Consider the following 19,321-nt stretch of genomic DNA (forward strand, 5'->3'; position numbering starts at 1 on the left):
GGTTTTCGTTATAATCCTATTGTGAATCAGCAGCACCATGATGTAATCCAGGCACCTCTGAAAAAATAGGCTTCTTCATTTGACAACTGTCCCTTCATGATATACCCAGTAATTTTCGCCCTTTTCTTTCTCTAATTGGTCAAGGATCTCTAAATGAATTTCTTTTACTTGTTGTGGAGTAATTAATTCCTCTGGATCCACTTTTTCTATTTGTACGCTGGTTTTGTCTTCATATAGATGCTCACCCTTCAGCCTTCCTTGCTCATCATAGGGCCATAAGAACACTTGTCGGCTGCTTAAATGGTAATAAGCTTCCAAATCATCGACCTGAAAGCCCATATTGGCCAGGTCTTTTCCCTTGGTTATCTGATGAAAGGTTAGCTCATCTGCAATCCCCCAGTCAGCAACAGCAATTCGATCGTCTGAATTCCAGAGTACGGCTTCTTTTACGCTGTTGTAAAAGTCAATCACCCCTTCCTTCTCTTCGATAACAACAGGATTATCACCCCATGTCACTCGATAAACAGGATGGTCTGCCATCATATCGTCCGCGACAATCTTTTCAAATTGACCGGATGCCTCAAGATGTACGTGTCTTCGGTAATTATTAAGAATGGCTCTGTGCAGTGGATTTTCCGTCTTTGTCAACAGCTCCTCCACCGCATCCATACAGTGACGTATTTGATATTCAAATCTGTTCATTCAAGATTCCTCCCATTATTTTTGTTTTACAGCCGTATGTTCTGGTTGAAATGTATGATGAATATCGTACAAGCTGCCGAATCCAATAAATTTCTATTGGGCGCAATACCCGCCATCAATCACTAATTGACTGCCTGTTGTAAACTTGGATTCATCCGATGCCAAGTATAGAATTCCATTTGCGACATCGATTGGCTCACCAAAATGACCCATTGGAAGTAACGACTTGACGTAGTCCACATCTTCAATATTGGACATCATCGGTGTTTGAATATATGCCGGATGAACCGTATTAACTCTGATTCCTGTGCCTGACTTCGCGCAATACAGAGCTGCAGATTTAGATAATAGATCTACGCCTCCCTTGCTTGCGCTGTAAGCCACTAGTCCAGGATCACCAACGATTGAAACGATGGATGAAACGTTAATGATGGATCCTCCGCCCGTCCGTTTCATCGCTTCTATACCATATTTGGTACCTAAAAAAGGGCCGTCGAGATTGACGCTCAGAATTTGATGCCATAGTTCAAATGTTGTATCTTCGATCGCAGCAAATTTTCCAATCCCGGCGGAGTTTACGACGACATCAAGCCGTTCATAGGTTTGCAGGACCGTTTGGATGACAGACTTCCACTCATCCTCCATGGAAACATCATGCTTTATAAAAGTAGCGTGACCGCCGGCTGAATGGATCCATTCAACCGCTTTTAAGCCATTCTCTTGATGAATATCCGTTAATACAACCTTTGCCCCTTCTTTAGCAAATAATAGGGCTGTCTCCTTCCCGATACCCGATGCTGCACCTGTAATCAAGGCAACCTTTTCCAGCAATCTCATTCTTTATTCCTCATTTCAGTGTAAGTTCCATTTAATTAAAGATTTATCTTTTTAGGCGTAACCAGAATCTTTGAATGAGATTTATCGGTCAAAAGGGTCGTAAAACCTTCTTCTACGATTTGATCTAATGAAATTTTTTTGGAAATCAATCCCTTTGCATTTATTTTTCCGTTAGCTATTAACGAAATCACCTCCGGGAAAACATGCCGATAAGCACAGGAAGATCGGATCCTCCGTTCGTTTAACACAAGTAGATTAGGATTAAATGTTACCGCCTTTTCCCATAAACTTACGATCACCATTTCCCCATCCGGCTTAACGCTGTCAAGCGCTTCCAAAAAAGAGGTTTCTACGCCTGCAGCTTCATAACTAACGTCCACACCCTTGGTGCTGGTGATTTTATGAATAGCCTCCACCGTTTTCTCTTTTAGAGGGTTAATGAAATCGGTGGCACCCAATTCTTGAGCTTTAGCCAAACGGCTCTCGGATACTTCCACGGCAATAATTTTACTGGCACCCGCGGCTTTGGCAGCTTGGATCAGAAGCAGCCCAATGGGGCCGGCTCCAAATACGGCACATGCATCCCCCACCTTTAATCCGCTTGAACGAACGGCATAAACAGCCACCGCTGCCGGTTCAATGACCGCACCTTCTTCAAATGAGATGGTATCGGGCAGTTTATGTACCAAGTGAGCCTGAACCGTTGTATATTCCGAAAATCCTCCCCCATTTGACGTAAGTCCATGAAATCCGCGTTTGGGACACAGGTTATAACGACCGCTTTGGCAATGAATACAAGTACCACAAGTTAAAATCGGTTCCACCGTTACACGGTCACCCATCGTTACATTTGTCACGCGATCTCCTATTTCAACCACTCTGCCGGCAAACTCATGACCCAGAATCACCGGAGCTACCTGCCCTGTCAATGGATGAGGCTCCGAAACGGGGATTGTCATAGGTCCCGATACGTATTCATGAAGATCGCTGCCACAAATACCGCACCACTCGACCTCTATTTTAACCATTCCTTCCCCGGTGACGGGTTCTTCCACCTCAACGACCCGGACATCTTCTAATCCGTACCAGATTGCAGCTTTCAACCTTATCCTCTCCTCCGCAGGCAGAACATCAATGTATAGATGAGCCGGGTCAAATGTTTGATACCGTAGAAGATCGCAGCTCTGCTTCTCTTTTCGCCTTAACCTTAATCGGTGACGTTTCGATTAAAAACAACGAGACCAAAGCACTGATAAGGGCAAATGCCGCTGACATCAACAGTGGAACCATGATCCCGTAATGGTCGGCAGCGACACCGCTTAATGTTACGATTCCAACGCCGCCTATCAATTCACCGACGCCCATTGTCAAGCCTACGGCGGCTCCAATATATTTGCGGGGAATGGTTTCAGCCGGAATGATCGACATGAAGAGAGCCATGGGTCCCGGCCCTGCGCATCCGATAATAACAAGTATCATCAACATCCAGAATGGTCCGTTGAAAAACAGGATCGATAAGGGACCTAACATGGAAATGAAGGAGAATGTAATCATTGCCGGCTTTCTTCCCCAGCGATCAGACAGCGCCGGTACAACAAATCCCCATACGGCCGCGCTTATACCGACTGCTGACATGACATAACTCATGATATCGGGCGAAACTCCTTTAGCTTGAACCAGATAAAGAGGAGCAAAAGTAAAAACCAGCGTATACCAAGGGATGAAGAAAATACCGATAATGATGCATAATACGATATTTCTGTATTTAAACAGATCCCGCACACGGACGTTTTCGTCTTTTTTATTACCATCAGCTGAAATCGATTCGGATTCATTAGAAGTTTTCGGTTCCCGGACATATCTCCATATCAAGAAGGCTACAATCAGACCAGGAATTAATGTGAGTAAGAACGTGTTTCTCCAACCGATGGCTATGGCAACCGCTACAAGAACGATCGGTCCTAAAACTCCACCCAGGAAATTAGATGAAAAGTTTTGTAGAAATCCCAGATTGAAGCCGCGCCGTGATTCTGATGATTCCACAGCTAGAATGGATGCACCTGTAGGAAAGAACGGCCCTTCAACCAATCCCATGAGCATGCGTATAAAGAGCAAGAAGAGGAAACCTGTTACCACGCCTGTCATAAACGAACAAAGAGAAAAAAACAAAACCGAAATGGCTAAAAAAACTTTTCTCTTTCCTAAACGATCCGCGAAATAGCCTCCAAAATAGCCTCCGAGTGCCCAAGTTAAAGAAAATCCTGCAACGATCAAACTGATTTGGGTATTGCTCATTGGAACATCCTTAATAATAAACGGCATCAAAAAATTAACTGCCAGTCGATCGAAAAATAAAAATCCCCAGCCCAATGATAGAATAAGTAATAGCTTATTTTCATAAACCCAAAACTTCCTGTTTGCCATGCGCTTCACCCTCTCAAATAGGTAATAGCAAATCGGATGGAAAAGCTCTCATGATAGCGGGGCTGTCCTCACCTCCTTATTTTAGTCTAAGCATCAACTTGGTTTTTTTGTTCCCTTGATTAGCGTTTGGCTTTGGTTTGTCTTGTTCGTAAATGTAAACGGATACAAAATTATACAACATGTACACTTCGTTCAATTCCAATTCCAATTATTACCTAATCGTTGTAATTGATTTTATCAGGAACCTAAAAAAACTCAATATTCATAAAATTCAAAATCAACTGATGAATTTATCAATTTTGTTTAACATTTTTGTATAAAATGATGCTATATTATTTGTACAATTAGTTTATTGTTGCTTAGGAGTGGTGATCATTCATGTTCAATAAATCTGACTTACATTCGTATATTACGTTCGATGCGGCTACCGGAAAAATTCACCTTAAAGATCAGCGGATGATTTTGGTTGGAACGGATGCAATCGGCCTACTGCGTCGGGATCTGATCAGGTCGGTAGGCATGGATCAAGCCAAAAAGATTTTGTTGCGGTACGGCAGAAATTACGGTGTAGAGTTCGCCAAAAATTTGAAAGCGCTTTTTTCGCTTGAATCACCGTTTGAATGGTTCCATGCAGGCCCGCAAATGTCTAAAATTACGGGAGCTTTTTTTTCTCAAAATGCTAAGATTATATACAATCACACTACGGGGGAATATTTTGCCGAGGGGTACTGGCATTACTCTTACGAGGCCGAACAGCATTTGAAGCATTTTGGCGTACATAATGAACCTGTTTGTCATACATTAACCGGGTTTATTGGGGGGTATGCGTCTGAACATTATGGCAGGGATATTATCGTTAAAGAGATAAAATGCGTTGGGAAGGGCGACGAACATTGCCTTATGATCGCCAAGCCTGCAAAGGAATGGGATGAGAAGGATTTGCTTGATCAACTGGATCAGGATAGTCAGGAAATGATAGAAATAAACAGCCCCTTTCTTAAAATAGAAAAACAACGGGATGTTTATAAAAAATTGCTGAAATTTAATGAAAAATTATCCGAAATTTTAATTCAAGGGCAGGAGCTGTCCTCCATCATAAAATTTTTAGGCGAAACCCTTAATCTTGGCGTCACCCTGGAAGACAAAGATTTCAGACTCATAGAATCATTTGGCTTGTTTAAATACAGCATGCTGGATATTATTAACTCAACTTTCGCAGCTTGAAATCGGCAGATACGCCTTGATGTAATTGGGCAAACCCGCGATCCATTGCTGGAGTTGACGTTGAATAAGCAGTGAAACTTTCTTTCCTGCTTTCACGGCAATTTCATTGATCAATTCGACCAATTGTTGCAGGGCGACAGCCCAGTCGATCGTCCCCACTTCATCACAAAGCAAATAGAACAGTCCGCCTATGGAGCGCTGATCCGTGCTTTGCCGATGCTGCCAGGCTAACAGAATATATCGGGAAAAGACGATTGTCGTATGACTTACAAGCATGTCATAGGAACGTCCCTGAAACTCCTTTTGCAAGCGCAGCAAGGACTTTGCGCATTTGAAGAAAACTTCGATCTCCCAGCGCATCCTGTAGATACGAATAATATCTGGAGCGGTCAAGGTCATGTCCGTCGAGAGAATGGCGAGCCATTCGTTCTTCTTGGAACGATGACGGACAAACACGATGGTCACTGGGATGTCGGGGGCAAGCTTCGTCCGAATCAGGCGTAGAATGTTGCGGTTCTTGCCTGCTACACGCGGTGCAATGGCGTACAATTCTTTGAGGTCAAGCCTATCGCCGCCCACGATGTAGCGTTTATTATCATTCTTGACCATGCCAATCACGTGCAATCCACGATTAAGCACCTCGCGAATAAGTGGTGCATGCGTGAACCAACTGTCCATCAGTGCATAAGAAGCCGAAACGCCGGCTCCAATGGCACGGTCGAGCATGCCCGCGATGACGTGAGGCGCGGAGAGAAAGGCTTCCTGGCGGCGTTTGTAACCGTGAGTTCGCTTGTCGATACCATCCATCATCCCGGTGATCCCGGACTTGACGGAACTAAGAAGAGCAAAGTCCATTGGAATAAACGAGTGTCCATCCGACCAGCCCATGGTCAGCATGCGAAAGCCTTTGTAAAACGAACCCGTTGCGTGATCCTTGAACCTTGCCAGCATCTCGACAGCTTTACTGCGGTTACGCTCAAACATGGAATCGTCGAAAATAAGGGCGGTCTCTCTCTCCGCAGAAGTCAGCTTCTCTACACGTTTAATCGTCTCACCGCTAAGCGACAGCAGAAACCGCCGCCAGGCGTATCCACCATGATTCAGGAATCGATAAACGGCATCCTTGCCCGGAAACGATTCGCCCCGGTTGCTTTCGAGCAGACGAAACCAGTTTTTCTGGTGGAAGAGCAGGACAAAGACAACACGGAACAAATAGGCACAGGTAAAACCGAATTTCTTCTTAAAACCCGCACTGTTTAAGTGTTTGCGCACATTCAAATCGCGAAACGCCGGCTTGATTTCTTTTGGCAGTTGATCAAATGGCTGTTGCTGATCTATCATAGAGAGGGCACCTTCTTCTGTATGGTAGTGTAGACTTCGACACTCTCACTTTACCAAACGAAGAGGTGTTTTTCTATTTTCGTCAAGCAGACAATCCAATCAGGTTCATTACTATGCTGTACGTACATTTAACCCGATTTTGACTCTGCGAAAGTTGAGTTATTAAATTTAAAAATCATATTCTTTTTTCCAATCTATTAAAAGATATCAAGCAGCCGGTCCATTATACGTTCGCAGAAGGAAGCGGTTGGACGCATGAACGTCTAATATGCCCCATTCATACCAAAAATGGCCTGTTTGGTTATATTTCCTTAATTAAAGATTCCGGAGAGTTTGATGAAACGGAATTTTCTGCTTTGGAAGCAGCTTCGAAATTTTGTTCCATCCAATTGCTGCATACCATCACTAGAATTGAAGTGGAGCATCGTTTAAAAAACGAGTTGTTCATTGAGCTTTTAAAGAAGAATTGCAATGCAGATGAATTAACCTACAGATCAAAATTAATGGGATATAATTTAGAGCTGCCGCATTATCTCTTTATCGTTCATTTCGCTTCCCTTGATCCGAACGCGGACCCGGCTAAAGATTTACAAGTTCAGGTCATCGACACTCTTCATACTCAAATAAAAAGCTTAGGCTCACATACGCAATGCCTGTTGACAAGTAAATCCGATCATATTATCGCTATAATCCCGCTGGAGTTACTTGAGAAGACAGGCATCGGAGTAAAACCGTTGGCTCAATTGCTATTAAAAACGCTCGAAAGTAAATATAAAGATATGATAATAACGTTTGGAATTAGTTCGATTTGTAAAAAAATAGAAGATTACCGCAGGGGATACGAAGAAGCGCAAAAAGCCGTCCAATTGCTGACGGTTCGGAAGAAACATTCAAGCATTGTTTCTTCTGAGGATCTCAGCACCTTTTCCAAAATTATTAACCCCGAAAATATGGATCAATTAAAAAAATTTGCCGAACTTTTACTTCAAGGCATTAGGCTATATGACGAAAAAATAACAACGAATTGTTAAAAACGTTGTTTTATTATTTAGAGAACCAGGGCAACATCCAAAACACATCGCAGGATCTGCATATTTCTATTGGCGCAACAAGGTATAGACTAAAAAGGATTCAAGAAATAAGTCATCTGGACCTGACGAGTTCCAAAGATTTCTATGAAGCGCATCTCGCCTTGCAAATTCTTATCTTTTTGGATGACATCGATATTTACTGACGGTAGTTCCGTCAGCATCTTCGATATAGAGAAAAGGCATGGTTTGGAGCCAGCAGGCATCTCCTCCTGGACTTCTTTAACAGAAATGAGGGTTCAGAAAGATGAACAGGTAAAAGAAATAATCCTAAAAGCCTTCCATTTCAAAAGACGCAAAAAAGGGGCCCGTTCCATCAAGATGACACTGGAGGGGCAATTTAAGGTTGTCTACAATCTAGAACGCATCCGGAGAATCATGAAGAAATACGGCATTGTGTGTCCGTTCAGGAAAGCCAATCCCTATAAACGGATGATGAAGGCAACTCAGGAGCACAGGGTGGTTCCTAACCTGCTGAACAGGGAATTTAAGCAGGATATCCCCGGCAAGGTATTACTGACGGATATCACCTATTTATATTATGGCTCAGGAAAAAAAGCCTACTTGTCAACGATCAAGGACGGTTCAACCAATGAAATCCTGGCTTATCATGTATCAGACCGAATCACGATGGACCTGGCGATCGACACCCTGCGAAAGCTGAAGACAAATCGAAGGTGCAAAAAAGCAGACGGTGCCTTCATCCATTCTGATCAGGGAACCCATTATACGCATCCGGATTTTCAGAAACTGGTTAAGAAGATGGGATTCAGACAGTCGATGTCCAGACGCGGAAACTGCTGGGATAACGCACCCCAGGAATCCTTTTTTGGCCATTTCAAAGATCAGGCCTCCATCAAACCTTGTGCGACTTTGGATGAGCTAAAACGGGAGATCAAGGAGTACATGACCTATTACAACCATTTTAGATACCAATGGAATTTAAAAAAGATGACCCCTGTTCAATACAGAGATCATCTTCTTCAATCAGCCTAGGCTTTTTTAAAATGTCCTTTACAAGGGGTACAGTTTAAAGAAGGATGGCCTGTTTCTTTATGACCGCTAATTGCGAAATAAAGTCACTCTTTTTTAGTGCTGCTCACTAATATTCATTTTAATACACATCACGTTGGTAACGCCCTTGCTCTTGCATATCATTTAAATACGCTTCGGCTGCTTCACGGGTCATCGAACCTTCTTTTTCAATAACGCTAATTAGAGCATTGTGGACGTCTTTCGCCATATATTGCTTATCTCCACAAACGTAGAAGTATGCTCCATTATTTAGCCACTCAAACAATTCCTTACTGTTTTCAAGCATTTTATGCTGTACATATACTCTTTCCGCCGAATCACGGGAGAACGCAACCTCTAATCTTGTCAATACCCCATCTTTTTGATATTTTTTCAGCTCGTTTTGATACAGGAAATCCGATGCTGAATGCTGATCTCCAAAAAATAGCCATGATCTACCTGATGCTGCATTCACTGCACGTTCCTGGATAAACGAACGGAATGGTGCAATACCTGTCCCAGGACCAACCATAATAATATCTTTATCTGGGGACTCTGGTAGATTAAAGTGTTTGTTTTGTTGAATAAATACTGGAAGCGTATCTCCCTCTTGAAGACGTTCAGCACATAAAACAGAACAAACTCCTTTGCGCTTCCGTCCGTGAGCTGTGTAGCGCACAGCACCGATGGTTAGATGCACTTCCTCAGGATTAGCGGTAATGCTGCTAGCAATTGAATATAGCCGTGGCGGCATTTTTCTTAATAAAGAGACAATCTCTTGGGCAGAAGCTTTCCATGGACCAAAATCTCGTAACAAATCGAGCAAATCACGTCCGTCGATATATTCTTTCAGTTGATTTGGATTTTCATCGGATACCAGCTTTTGTAGCTCTTCATTTTCTGATAATTCCGCTGCCTGCTGGATAATTTTTTTCGTCAATAACGTAATTTCAAAGTGTCTTGCTAACGCTTCTTTTAAGGGAAGTGTATCCCCTTGCTTATTAACTGAAACAGACAGTTCTGCATCCCATTTCATTTCCTCAAGAAGGGAAGCCACTAGTTCCGGATCATTCTCAGGGATAATACCAAGGCAATCACCTGGGACATATGAGAGGTCAGATCCTTTTAACGATAGCTCGAGATGCCTCGTTTCTTTATTAGAACCTGCTCCATTTAAATTTACATTTTTGAGAACTTTCGCTTGAAATGGATTTGTTCTTGAATATGTTGTTGGCACTACAGTAGAAGATTGCATAAATTCACCTCAAAAAGTTGTTTATTATGTAGGATAGCACAAGAAGAGAAAATCAGAAATGTTTTTCTAGTACATTTTTTATTATTGACATTTATTAAGTTAATCGACCAATGTACCCAAAACTATTTTAGTATTTCTTTTAAATGATATCTTATCTCTGTTCATTTTACCATATTCGAATTTCATTAAGCTCTTCCAATTTTTTATTCCCTCAGCTCTCCGTTAGTGTATTTACATACTCAAGTCGATCATTGTTAAGGAACCAGCAGCTACGAAACGCCTTCCTTCGTCATTTCCTAAACAAAGATTCCCCCCTATCGCTTCCATAGTAGACGAGCTGAAATTCATGTCGAGCTCACAGAAGGGAAACGACATTACCTGTCGAATGACATGGGTATCCGGTACTATATGAAAAACCATGAAACAGGAGGGTTCCCGTGATCAAGACTATTTACAAAATTTTTACTGCGATGCTGTGCATCGCAATGCTGCCGCTTACCGTGGGAAGTTCTGCGTCGGCAGCCGCCGCCGACAACTGCCAGACCGAGATTTCAAAAGCAAGGAAGCCGCGCCCCAGTGGTGCTCTGAATCAAGACGGCACGTATACGAAATTCGACTACTCCAATATGCCTGACCCAAAAGAGACGATCTTCGCTTGTGTGAACAATCAATTTCTCGCAACCGATGTTCCAGTACAGACGGAGAACGGCTTCTCCCTCATTCCGATGAGAGCGCTGCTGGAAGCGCTAGGTGCGGACATTGCGTGGGACGGTGACTGCCGTACTGTGACGGTAAAGCTGCAAGGGAAGACGATTGTGCTGCAGGTTGACCGTCCCGATGCATCGGTGAACGGGCGAACCGTGGAGCTAGACGTACCCGCTCGTATGAAGGACGGACGGGTTCTCATTCCGACACGCTTCGTTTCCGAGCAGCTGGGAAGTGCAGTGGTGTGGCAACCGAAGAACAAAGCCATTATGATTTACAAGCCTCTTCAAGCTGAGGTCACCGCACAAGCGGTCCAGACGAAGACACTCGGAACTGACGACTATAAATACGGAAATTATTTTTCTACGGCCAAGAGGTTCTTACTCCATAAGAAGAATCGCGTGGTGCTGGTCGAGGACATGGGGGACAATGGACTTCGCGTGCAGGAATTTACACCGGCCTTCGAAAAGATTGAAGAGAAGATGATTTCCAAAGAGCTGCCCCTATTAGGCGGCATTCATCTTGGGGAAGACGGCTGCTATTATGTCGTGTACGGACAGCCAAATATGGAAGAATCGCCAACGAAGACCGTCTATTTCATTGTAAAATACGACGATTCTTGGACGAAAGCCGGCCAAATAGACATCAGTGATGTGTATGTCACCGATCCGTTCCATGCAGGCAATGTGACGATGGATAGTCATAACGGGAAGCTGGCTGTTTACTCCACACGGCAGCGTTACCTGACACCGAAGGACGGGCTCCGCCACCAATCGAACATTACGTTCTTGGCTGATATGAAGAGCATGACTCTGCTGTACAAAGGTGCTGAATGGCCGCGGAATCACGTAAGCCACTCGTTTGCGGCTTATGTTCGCTTCGATGGCGACAAGATCATATATGCCGACCATGGGGACGCCTATCCGCGCTCGGTCGTGCTCCAAGTCGAGCAGCGGGATCGCATTGTCTCTGAACTTGACATCCTCAAGTTCCCCGGAAAGATCGGCGATAACTACACAGGTGCGCATGTGGGCGGTCTTGAGGTAGCCAAAGACAACTATCTGGTAGCAGGCTCCAGCGTCTCCCTTACGGAGCAGTACGGCGCCTCCAAGACGAAGAATGTGTATCTTGGCGTTGTCCCGAAGGGGGCCAAGGATGCCAGGGAAGTCAACGTCGTCTGGCTGACCGATCATGCCGTCGATTCCGGGGTCGACATCGAGGAGACGCATCTGGTCAAGCTTAACGACGATAAATTCGTCCTGCTGTGGAAGGAATCCGGGAACAACGAAGGTCTCTTCTATGCCGTAGTCGATGGGTCTGGCAAGCAGCTTTACCGGCCGTCAGCCCTGCAAGGCGTACCGTCACCGGGCCACATCGATCCGTTGGTTAGCGGAGACAGCATCATTTGGTATCAATCCGATAGCCGCAGCTCCAATGAGCAGGATACGACCATGCTCTACAAGCTTCAGATCGACTAACGGAAAGTAAGGCAGCTCCCCTGGTCCGTAAAAGTGAACCATCGAAGCTGCCTATTTTTTTTTAGCTTCATCCCTCATTCCGGATACTGCCATCAATCATAAAAGTTCATAATTGCTGAAAAAAAACTTTTCTAAATTATTAATGATTTTGTTTATTATCCGATTACATTTGTTTTAGGTTTACTGTCATCAGTTCATTCAGATACGCTCGAATATCAAACTGCCAAAGGACCCCGAACTGTTCTGATTTCAGAACCTTTTCCAACGTGTTTACAGCATCATGAACGTTAAGTTTCGTTTCCACCGTATAGTGAACCATCGAAAGCCTCCAGTAAGGAACTTTACTTAGCTTTCCTCTCCTTTAGCAGAAACCATTACTTTACTTTTTCGTTGGACCATCCCAGGCCATGATGCCGCCCGTTAGATGGGCGATTTGACCGTAGCCGTTATTGCTGAGTATTTTGCCGGCCTGTTTACTCCGCATACCGCTTTGGCAATACAAATAGACTGGTTTATCTTTGGGAATCTCCCCGAGCCTTTGTTTCAGCTGACTCAGAGGTATATTTACGGCTCCCGGGATATACCCTCTAGTGTATTCACGGCTCTCTCTTACGTCGATCAATTTATTACCCTTGTACTCCTCCTTAAATTCCCGGAGCTGTAAATTCCGCAAACCTTTTACAGGGGTGAATTGCTTGTAAAACATCCATACAACGAATACGGCTAACAGTACATAGAGAGCGTAATCCATACGTCATCACCTACCTGCTTTTAATTAGTAACTCGACAGCCTCATGAACAACTTTCTTTGTATCGTTTCCTGCTTCATTTTCTTCCCGGATACATTGTTCAAGATTAACGGCGACAATAATCGCCATCGCTTTATCTACCGCACTGCGTACAGCTGAAAGTTGACTGACGACTTCTTTACATTCCTTTCCTGCTTCTATCATGTTCAGAATACCGCGAATTTGTCCCTCGACCCTGCGTAAACGCCGTTTTATATCATCATCATAAACCATTGTTATTCCCCCTTTACGTGTACAGGTAGATGATACCCAGACCTGGGGGCTGCTATTAAATAAATAAATTCACTTTAGCTTCGGCTGCATCCCCCAGATAAGCTGCAACACCTGCATACTCGATATCGTCGATTAACTCTTCCTTCTGTAAACCTAGCAAGTCCATTGTCATTGTACATGCAACAAGCTTAACTCCTTGCTCCTGTGCCAACTCAATAAGCTGCGGTAAAGTCAAGGCGTTATGCTTCTTCATGACATGCTTGATCATCTTAGGACCCATTCCTGCAAAGTTCATCTTGGATAGACCTAGCTTATTTGCGCCGCGCGGCATCATACCGCCGAACATCTTCTCCAAAAACCCTTTCTTGACCGGTACCAGTTCTTCTTTACGAAGCGTATTTAAACCCCAAAATGTAAAGAAAATCGTCACATCATGATCATATGCCGCGGCTCCATTCGCAATAATAAACGCCGCTATCGCTTTGTCCAACTCCCCGCTAAATAATACAATCGTTGATTTTTCTCTCTCTGCCATGAAAGCTCATCCTTTCTTTTAACTGCATATTATTCTTTTGTTAATTTTTGGATCATTTATATTCTGATAGAAAGCGGCATAAATGCTCTTAATACCCGCTTTCTTATTCAAAATTCTAGCGGATTTATTAATTGATCTATGGTCCGTGCCGAGCAGGACGATCGTATCTCCATCACGAATATGATTGCTCCAGACGAACGGCAATCTCCCGACATAAATGTTAATCGCATCCGTGCAATGATCTTCATAAAAATCGGAAGCGTCACGCACGTCAATGATTTTTAACGTAGTTGAATTTTTCATTTTACGTAGTTCCATTGCGCTTATATACTGAAGACCTTTCACAGGCCACTGATTTCGAAGTTGAGATAGAAATATAGCAGCAAGAATGATCATCCAGATAAACATAACGGGTCTCTCCTTTTTCCTGAAAAGGTTAAGCGGTGGCCGGCGCCACCGCCCCGTACTCCAGCGTAACCTTTAACCCTTTTTCACCAAGAACGTAAATACTCCATTTTCTTCTTTTGCTTCAATTAATTCATGTTTCGTTTGGTTTACCCAAGCTTGAAAATCATTCATAGAACCTTTATCTGTTGTTTGAAGTTCCATCACTTGTCCGGATTGAATCGAGTCAATCCCTTTTTTTGCCTTCACAATCGGCATTGGGCAAGCAAGCCCTTTCGCATCAATAACAATATCCGCCATCATATAACCTCTCCCCTGATATTTAAATTTTTTTAGAAATTCAATGTAACTTGTGCGTCGAAGGCGAAATCAAGATATGCTGCCGCTCCGCCGAGCTCAATTCCATCAATAAAGTGTTCTTTGTCCAGTCCCATCACATCAACCGTCATTTGGCAGGCGATCATGCGTACTCCGGAATCCTTCGCTATTTCAAGCAATTGAGCTACCGATGGCACGTTTGCTTTTTGGAACCCTTCGGCTAAGCCCGCGTTTTCCGGTTTCAATTGCAGCATTTTCTCCGAGTCTTTATGAATGATGGATAGTCCTTCAAAGGTGAAGAAGATACCCACTTCCGCATCCAAAGCCGCTGCCGCCGTTGCGATGTTCAAAACCTTATATGCGGTTTCGAGTCCTGCAGATGATGCGATAATCGCCACTCTCTTGTTTGCCATGTTATTTTCCTCCTAAAGGTTAATGTTTTTCATATCGTTAATCTTGCTCGGTGCGACCATCCCAGCCCGACATGCCGGGAACTACATTCTTCACCTTTGAGAAGCCTCGTTCGGCCAGCGTTTGACACGCCATGTCGCTCCGGGTTCCCGTTCTGCATACGACATAGTATTCTTCGTCCGGATTCAGGCCGGCAATTTTTTGCTCAAGTTCGCCGAGCGGTACGGAAATGGCCCCTGGGATTCGCTGAAACACATATTCCGCAGGTTCACGCACATCCAGCACCTTTATTTTTTCCCCTGATTCTAATTTTTTGCTGAGTTCTTCATTGCTTACGGTGTGGGGATACTTCACTTCTGGTTTCGTCTCATTCTCCGACGATTTTCGAATAAAATGGCGGAACACGCCAGACTCTTCCCGTAAACCTAAATACTGGTGCCCCGTCCGCTTTGCCCAGCTTTGAAGGTCGGCAACAGATCCTTTATCTGTGGCGCGCACTTCAACGACTTCGCCGGAATTCATGTCCTCAATCGTTTTTTGGTTTTTACTACAGGCAATGGGCACGCTAATCCTTCACACTCTAACACTCGATTCGTTTGAATTACTGCCGCCATATCCGTTACCTCCTAAATTTCTTATTTCCCGTACTTCATTTCTCCGTCCCATTGATTCATTCCGCCCGGCATATTCACCACTTTGTAGCCTAAGGCTTCAAGATGCTCGCATGCGAGCCCGCTTCGGTTTCCGCTTCGACATACGACAATCGTCTCTTGCTTCGGATCGAGTTCCTTATGCCGCTCGCTTAAAGATCCCAAAGGAATGTGCTTTGCTCCCGGAATATGACCGGATTCCCATTCATCCAGCTCACGTACGTCCAGGATGCTCAGCGTTTCTCCCTTGGCGAGCCGCTCCTTCACCTCGCTTGGAAGCATGTCTTTCGAGTATTTTCCTGCCATGAACGAGTCCTCCTCTTTATGCCAAAATGTCGTACCAAATTTTAATCACCGTAGCTGTAACAAGAGTGGCAAGTATCCATTGCAGCACTTTCACGTTCATTCTCTTGCCAACTTTGGCTCCAACCGGCGATCCCAGGATGCTTGCCACAACCATCACAATGGATGGGATGAGAAGCATATGTCCACCCATCATTTTTCCGACTGTAGAACCGATTGAAGAAATAAAGGTAATCGCAAGTGATGATGCAATGGCAACCCGCGTCGGAATTTTTAAAATGACGAGCATAATCGGGACGGTAATAAAAGCGCCTGCGGCTCCTACGATACCTGATAATACCCCGACAATCGCCGCTGTCACGGATGCGATGACTTTATTAAAGGTAATGCCGGAATAATCTTCACGCTCGATGCCTCTTTTCGGGAGGAACATCATGACCGCTGCGATCAAGGCCATCACCGCGTACGTCAGATTAATTGCGGAATCCGGGAGAAATTTAGAACCGAACCCCCCGATAAAGCTGCCAATTACGATGGGTACTCCCATGTAAAGAACCAGTTTTTTATTGATCAAACTGCCTTTGCGATATGCGAACATACCCGCGAGTGTAGCAAAAAACACTTGAATCGCGCTTACCGCGGACACTTCCTGAGCGGTAAAAGCTACAAATCCCATCATCGGAGGTATATACAGCAGCATCGGATATTTGATGATGGAGCCTCCGATGCCGACCATCCCAGATATGAAGGAACCTGTAAAACCGATGCCAAATAAGATAAGAAGCCATCCAATATCTAATTCCATAGCTTCCCCCTTACACCCGTATTATTTGTATTGAGTACCGCCGTTATATACTATAGGGGGTATATTTTTGTTCAAAAAAAATTTGTTCTCCTCTCAACACTCGATGATCGAAATAAACCAATACCCGTATAGGTATATACAGATGATAATAAAATAATAGTGGGTTGTCAATGGTGCATATTCAGAGTGCGATTACTGAACACTATGAAGGGGCTATTCACCCGTAGATCATAGTCTTATTTATCATGAATAGCACAGCGATTTGGTCCCATCTCCATTTCGCGCTGCTCCTCTTCCGTAGGCTTCACTCTACCCATATTCGTTTGCCGGATTTCCTGATAAGAATTTGGATGCGGCGGTAAGTTATCCGTCACCGCAGAACGAAACACTTCTTCGCTTTCAATATTCAGTCCCGGATTGGAGGCATACAGATCACCTAAACGCGCAGCAACTTTACCGCCTTCTCCAAGCTCTGTATGCTGGCCGAAATGTGCCGGCAATACAATTAAGTCCTCAGACAGGCTCTTGTATGTTTTATACAAGCTCGTTCGCAAATCTCCGACCCAATCTTCCGCTTTGCCTGCAAGGTCAGGGCGTCCGATGGATTGTACAAACAAGATGTCTCCACTTAACAAATACTGATCATCAACGATTAGCGACGTACTGCCGATCGTGTGGCCTGGAGAATAAATCGGTTGAATTTTGATTTGCGTATTGCCGACGGTAATCGCGTTATCGTCTTCCAATGGCGTGTACTCGAATACAACTTCTGTTGCATCCTTAGGCGGCAACCAATATTTCGCATTCGTCTTGTCCGCCAGCAATTTACCGCCGGAGATGTGGTCGGCATGTAAGTGAGTATCGATCGTGTGCTTAATGACCGCGCCTTTATCTTTAGCGAACTGCTCAAATACGTTTGTCATGCGCAGTGTATCAACAGTCGCCGCTTCTCCGCCGGAGATGACCATATAAGACAAGCAGCCTTTGCCGATCCGTATAAATTGATACAGCTCCCCCCCGTCTTTCAGATCCCCGACTTTAATCGGCTCAAGATACTCACTCCACGACTTCATTCCGCCTTCTAGGTAATAAACATTATTTCTGCCTGCTTCAACGATTTGCTCTCCTACAAATTTGGAAGAACCCTCTTTTGCGCAAACGACCAAAATCTTCTTTCCATCAGGAATTTTATCCAGTGCAGGATCAACCCCGTCAAGTAAATCGAAATAAGGAACATTCACGACTTCGATTTTTCCACCTTCAATTTTCCAGTTATCAAAATCATCCGTGTTACGCACATCTAAAATAAAAAGCTCCTCATTGTTCAGCAACATTTGAGTTACTTCTTTTGCCGTCATGGCCTGCAGTGTTCGTGCTCCCATGGTTCGTTTCCTCCTAATGTATTGTTTTTGTTTTTCCCTTTAACCCGACTTTAAAATCCCCTCTTCATACCCCAACGGGTATATAACAGTTAAAAAATATATACCCATAGGGGTATGTGTACATGATAATCTTTTGTTTTTATAATGTCAATATGTTCCCAAATAAAAATCTATAAGCAATTAAAGATTTCATCCTGAAATAAGCCACTATACCAAATACCAAAAAAGCAGTATAATTAAAACAAAGTAAACTAGTTGGAAAAAGGTGATTTAATATGCTGCTATGGATAAAAAATATGTTTTCAAATAAGTGTCCTGAATTGTGGACCTCACGGCTTTATTGATACCGGACACTGTTGAAGTTTTGTCCCTTGTATGCCATAAAAAATATACCCCTTTGAATTCATTGGATTAACCTTGCGGGGTTTTCCAATGATATTCTAAGCACCCATTCCTTGCTATCTTCCCAAACATGTCGAGCAATAATCTTCTTATGGTTTTTGGAACGAGTGCATTTTGAGAGGAAGGGACAGGTTTTACAAACCTCCAGGTTTGATGTGTAATGTCTGTAACCTTCTCGATTCGTTGTTTTGTAGGTGAGCTGCTGGTTATTTGGGCACACATAAGAATCGGTACCTACATGGTATTTAAATTCCCATTTATGAAATAAACCCTGTGTGGCTTTACTTGTCGGTTCAGTCGTTCAACGTAAGGTAAGGAATCGTGGACATTGCCTGCAGTGACATGTACATCCATAATGATGTTGTACTTCATATCGACGGTACGATGGTCTAAATAATAAAATCCTTCGGGCTTTCCTTCTCTAACCATATAGCCACTTTCGGGATCTGTCTTGCTCACTTTAATTTCCTTATGCTCGATCACTTCCTCTCTTGGTTTTAGAGCTTTTTTCCATGATTTTTGCGATCCTCCTCCACCGCGGCGTTGAGTTCCTCTATGTAATGCTTCGTGTTTTGCAGCACCTGTTGTTTCGTGAACTTGTGTTTGTTGGCGTTGGCTTTAATATGCGTGGAGTCTGAAATGAGAACCCTACCTCCGACCATTCGATGTTGAACGGCTTGAAGGACGATTTCATCGAACACCTCTTGGAAAATCGCTGTATCCTTGAACCGTTTGCGTCGGTTCCAACTAATGGTTGTGTGGTCTGGAACGCGTCTGTTAGCCCAAATCAATGGCCGGTCTCCCGTTATCTTCACAGTACAAAGGCTTTACTTTTTCTCTAATGAATTCAAAGCTGATGTATTTGTCGATCTTGCGAAGCATGTGATCTTGAGGAACGAGATCTTCGATAGATACAAACTCATAGGCATTTTGTTTACCGTTATTAGAACGAAGCATGCTCTTCACCGTCCAGTTCTTGTGTTACCTATATTATACAACATTAACGCGGTGTCGTGATAA

The 19,321-nt window shown here is 43.8% G+C and carries 19 protein-coding genes and 3 pseudogenes; 5 read left to right on the plus strand and 17 right to left on the minus strand.

What is annotated here, in order from left to right; genetic code table 11:
• Nucleotides 1-75 precede the first annotated feature (75 nt).
• The 4 genes from JMF85_RS22655 to JMF85_RS22670 form a co-directional block, all read right to left on the minus strand.
• Nucleotides 76-702, minus strand: a complete 627-nt coding sequence (locus tag JMF85_RS22655; RefSeq protein ID WP_127610639.1) for a hypothetical protein — start codon at nucleotides 700-702, stop codon at nucleotides 76-78.
• 93 nt (nucleotides 703-795) lie between these two features.
• The gene (locus JMF85_RS22660; RefSeq protein WP_127610637.1) at nucleotides 796-1,539 is read right to left on the minus strand and encodes a glucose 1-dehydrogenase; all 744 of its coding nucleotides are present in this window, start codon (nucleotides 1,537-1,539) and stop codon (nucleotides 796-798) included.
• Nucleotides 1,540-1,574: 35 nt separating this feature from the next.
• The gene (locus JMF85_RS22665; protein ID WP_201318955.1) at nucleotides 1,575-2,642 is read right to left on the minus strand and encodes a 2,3-butanediol dehydrogenase; all 1,068 of its coding nucleotides are present in this window, start codon (nucleotides 2,640-2,642) and stop codon (nucleotides 1,575-1,577) included.
• Nucleotides 2,643-2,691: 49 nt separating this feature from the next.
• The gene (locus tag JMF85_RS22670) at nucleotides 2,692-3,963 is read right to left on the minus strand and encodes an MFS transporter (protein WP_201318956.1); all 1,272 of its coding nucleotides are present in this window, start codon (nucleotides 3,961-3,963) and stop codon (nucleotides 2,692-2,694) included.
• Nucleotides 3,964-4,341: 378 nt separating this feature from the next.
• Between JMF85_RS22670 and JMF85_RS22675 the strand changes: the two genes are divergently transcribed.
• Nucleotides 4,342-5,187 carry a XylR N-terminal domain-containing protein gene (locus JMF85_RS22675; protein WP_201318957.1) on the plus strand — a complete coding sequence of 282 codons (846 nt, stop codon included), beginning with the start codon at nucleotides 4,342-4,344 and terminating at the stop codon, nucleotides 5,185-5,187.
• Here JMF85_RS22675 and JMF85_RS22680 read toward each other — a convergent pair.
• A complete protein-coding gene (locus tag JMF85_RS22680) occupies nucleotides 5,170-6,528 on the minus strand; it encodes an IS4 family transposase (protein WP_201318958.1) in 1,359 nt (452 codons plus the stop codon). The two genes, JMF85_RS22675 and JMF85_RS22680, sit on opposite strands and share 18 nt — an antisense overlap.
• Nucleotides 6,529-6,884: 356 nt before the next feature.
• On the opposite strand from JMF85_RS22680, the gene JMF85_RS22685 reads away from it, so the two are divergent.
• The 3 genes and pseudogenes from JMF85_RS22685 to JMF85_RS22695 all read left to right on the plus strand — a co-directional run.
• Nucleotides 6,885-7,559, plus strand: coding sequence for a PucR family transcriptional regulator (locus tag JMF85_RS22685; RefSeq protein WP_201318959.1), 675 nt, complete (start codon nucleotides 6,885-6,887; stop codon nucleotides 7,557-7,559).
• Between the two features lie 5 nt (nucleotides 7,560-7,564).
• A complete protein-coding gene (locus JMF85_RS28700) occupies nucleotides 7,565-7,762 on the plus strand; it encodes a helix-turn-helix domain-containing protein (protein WP_397376005.1) in 198 nt (65 codons plus the stop codon).
• Nucleotides 7,763-7,859: 97 nt separating this feature from the next.
• A pseudogene (locus tag JMF85_RS22695) lies at nucleotides 7,860-8,612 on the plus strand (IS3 family transposase); the annotation flags it as partial.
• Nucleotides 8,613-8,730: 118 nt separating this feature from the next.
• On the opposite strand, the gene JMF85_RS22700 reads toward JMF85_RS22695, so the two are convergent.
• Nucleotides 8,731-9,885 (minus strand): sulfite reductase subunit alpha, encoded by a 1,155-nt coding sequence (locus JMF85_RS22700; protein ID WP_201318961.1) that lies wholly within the window; start codon nucleotides 9,883-9,885, stop codon nucleotides 8,731-8,733.
• A 437-nt stretch (nucleotides 9,886-10,322) separates the two neighbouring features.
• On the opposite strand from JMF85_RS22700, the gene JMF85_RS22705 reads away from it, so the two are divergent.
• A complete protein-coding gene (locus JMF85_RS22705) occupies nucleotides 10,323-12,068 on the plus strand; it encodes a copper amine oxidase N-terminal domain-containing protein (protein ID WP_201318962.1) in 1,746 nt (581 codons plus the stop codon).
• A gap of 379 nt (nucleotides 12,069-12,447) precedes the next feature.
• Here the strand turns inward: JMF85_RS22705 and JMF85_RS22710 are convergent, their stop codons facing one another.
• The 11 genes and pseudogenes from JMF85_RS22710 to JMF85_RS28205 form a co-directional block, all read right to left on the minus strand.
• On the minus strand, nucleotides 12,448-12,819 hold the full coding sequence (locus JMF85_RS22710; RefSeq protein ID WP_127609564.1) for a rhodanese-like domain-containing protein: 372 nt from the start codon (nucleotides 12,817-12,819) through the stop codon (nucleotides 12,448-12,450).
• A gap of 10 nt (nucleotides 12,820-12,829) precedes the next feature.
• A complete protein-coding gene (locus tag JMF85_RS22715) occupies nucleotides 12,830-13,090 on the minus strand; it encodes a metal-sensitive transcriptional regulator (RefSeq protein WP_201318963.1) in 261 nt (86 codons plus the stop codon).
• Nucleotides 13,091-13,145: 55 nt separating this feature from the next.
• Entirely contained in the window at nucleotides 13,146-13,625 is a 480-nt protein-coding gene (locus JMF85_RS22720) for a DsrE/DsrF/DrsH-like family protein (RefSeq protein ID WP_054798143.1), read from the minus strand.
• An 18-nt stretch (nucleotides 13,626-13,643) separates the two neighbouring features.
• On the minus strand, nucleotides 13,644-14,033 hold the full coding sequence (locus JMF85_RS22725; RefSeq protein ID WP_201318964.1) for a rhodanese-like domain-containing protein: 390 nt from the start codon (nucleotides 14,031-14,033) through the stop codon (nucleotides 13,644-13,646).
• Nucleotides 14,034-14,105: 72 nt separating this feature from the next.
• Entirely contained in the window at nucleotides 14,106-14,330 is a 225-nt protein-coding gene (locus JMF85_RS22730; RefSeq protein ID WP_127609612.1) for a sulfurtransferase TusA family protein, read from the minus strand.
• Nucleotides 14,331-14,362: 32 nt separating this feature from the next.
• Nucleotides 14,363-14,761, minus strand: a complete 399-nt coding sequence (locus JMF85_RS22735) for a DsrE/DsrF/DrsH-like family protein (protein ID WP_127609570.1) — start codon at nucleotides 14,759-14,761, stop codon at nucleotides 14,363-14,365.
• 37 nt (nucleotides 14,762-14,798) lie between these two features.
• Nucleotides 14,799-15,373 (minus strand): annotated as a pseudogene (locus JMF85_RS22740) (sulfurtransferase TusA family protein).
• Nucleotides 15,374-15,394: 21 nt separating this feature from the next.
• Complete coding sequence (locus JMF85_RS22745; protein ID WP_127609574.1) at nucleotides 15,395-15,715, minus strand: rhodanese-like domain-containing protein; 321 nt, start codon at nucleotides 15,713-15,715, stop codon at nucleotides 15,395-15,397.
• Between the two features lie 16 nt (nucleotides 15,716-15,731).
• Nucleotides 15,732-16,517: a sulfite exporter TauE/SafE family protein gene (locus JMF85_RS22750; RefSeq protein ID WP_201318966.1), complete on the minus strand. Its 786-nt coding sequence runs from the start codon at nucleotides 16,515-16,517 to the stop codon at nucleotides 15,732-15,734.
• A 236-nt stretch (nucleotides 16,518-16,753) separates the two neighbouring features.
• A complete protein-coding gene (locus JMF85_RS22755) occupies nucleotides 16,754-17,899 on the minus strand; it encodes an MBL fold metallo-hydrolase (RefSeq protein ID WP_201318967.1) in 1,146 nt (381 codons plus the stop codon).
• A 445-nt stretch (nucleotides 17,900-18,344) separates the two neighbouring features.
• Nucleotides 18,345-19,258, minus strand: a pseudogene (locus JMF85_RS28205) (transposase); the annotation flags it as partial.
• Between the last annotated feature and the right edge of the window lie 63 nt (nucleotides 19,259-19,321).

The organism is Paenibacillus sp. EPM92, assembly GCF_016586185.1.
In the GTDB taxonomy this organism is placed as follows: Bacteria; Bacillota; Bacilli; order Paenibacillales; family NBRC-103111; genus Paenibacillus_G; species Paenibacillus_G validus.

Bases quoted from the DNA above. Each gene is read 5' to 3' on its own strand.
- JMF85_RS22655 (WP_127610639.1), bottom strand. From the start codon at position 702: ATGAACAGATTTGAATATCAAATACGTCACTGTATGGATGCGGTGGAG.
- JMF85_RS22660 (WP_127610637.1), bottom strand. From the start codon at position 1,539: ATGAGATTGCTGGAAAAGGTTGCCTTGATTACAGGTGCAGCATCGGGT.
- JMF85_RS22670 (WP_201318956.1), bottom strand. From the start codon at position 3,963: ATGGCAAACAGGAAGTTTTGGGTTTATGAAAATAAGCTATTACTTATT.
- JMF85_RS22675 (WP_201318957.1), top strand. From the start codon at position 4,342: ATGTTCAATAAATCTGACTTACATTCGTATATTACGTTCGATGCGGCT.
- JMF85_RS22680 (WP_201318958.1), bottom strand. From the start codon at position 6,528: ATGATAGATCAGCAACAGCCATTTGATCAACTGCCAAAAGAAATCAAG.
- JMF85_RS22700 (WP_201318961.1), bottom strand. From the start codon at position 9,885: ATGCAATCTTCTACTGTAGTGCCAACAACATATTCAAGAACAAATCCA.
- JMF85_RS22710 (WP_127609564.1), bottom strand. From the start codon at position 12,819: ATGGATTACGCTCTCTATGTACTGTTAGCCGTATTCGTTGTATGGATG.
- JMF85_RS22715 (WP_201318963.1), bottom strand. From the start codon at position 13,090: ATGGTTTATGATGATGATATAAAACGGCGTTTACGCAGGGTCGAGGGA.
- JMF85_RS22720 (WP_054798143.1), bottom strand. From the start codon at position 13,625: ATGGCAGAGAGAGAAAAATCAACGATTGTATTATTTAGCGGGGAGTTG.
- JMF85_RS22725 (WP_201318964.1), bottom strand. From the start codon at position 14,033: ATGTTTATCTGGATGATCATTCTTGCTGCTATATTTCTATCTCAACTT.
- JMF85_RS22730 (WP_127609612.1), bottom strand. From the start codon at position 14,330: ATGGCGGATATTGTTATTGATGCGAAAGGGCTTGCTTGCCCAATGCCG.
- JMF85_RS22735 (WP_127609570.1), bottom strand. From the start codon at position 14,761: ATGGCAAACAAGAGAGTGGCGATTATCGCATCATCTGCAGGACTCGAA.
- JMF85_RS22745 (WP_127609574.1), bottom strand. From the start codon at position 15,715: ATGGCAGGAAAATACTCGAAAGACATGCTTCCAAGCGAGGTGAAGGAG.
- JMF85_RS22750 (WP_201318966.1), bottom strand. From the start codon at position 16,517: ATGGAATTAGATATTGGATGGCTTCTTATCTTATTTGGCATCGGTTTT.
- JMF85_RS22755 (WP_201318967.1), bottom strand. From the start codon at position 17,899: ATGGGAGCACGAACACTGCAGGCCATGACGGCAAAAGAAGTAACTCAA.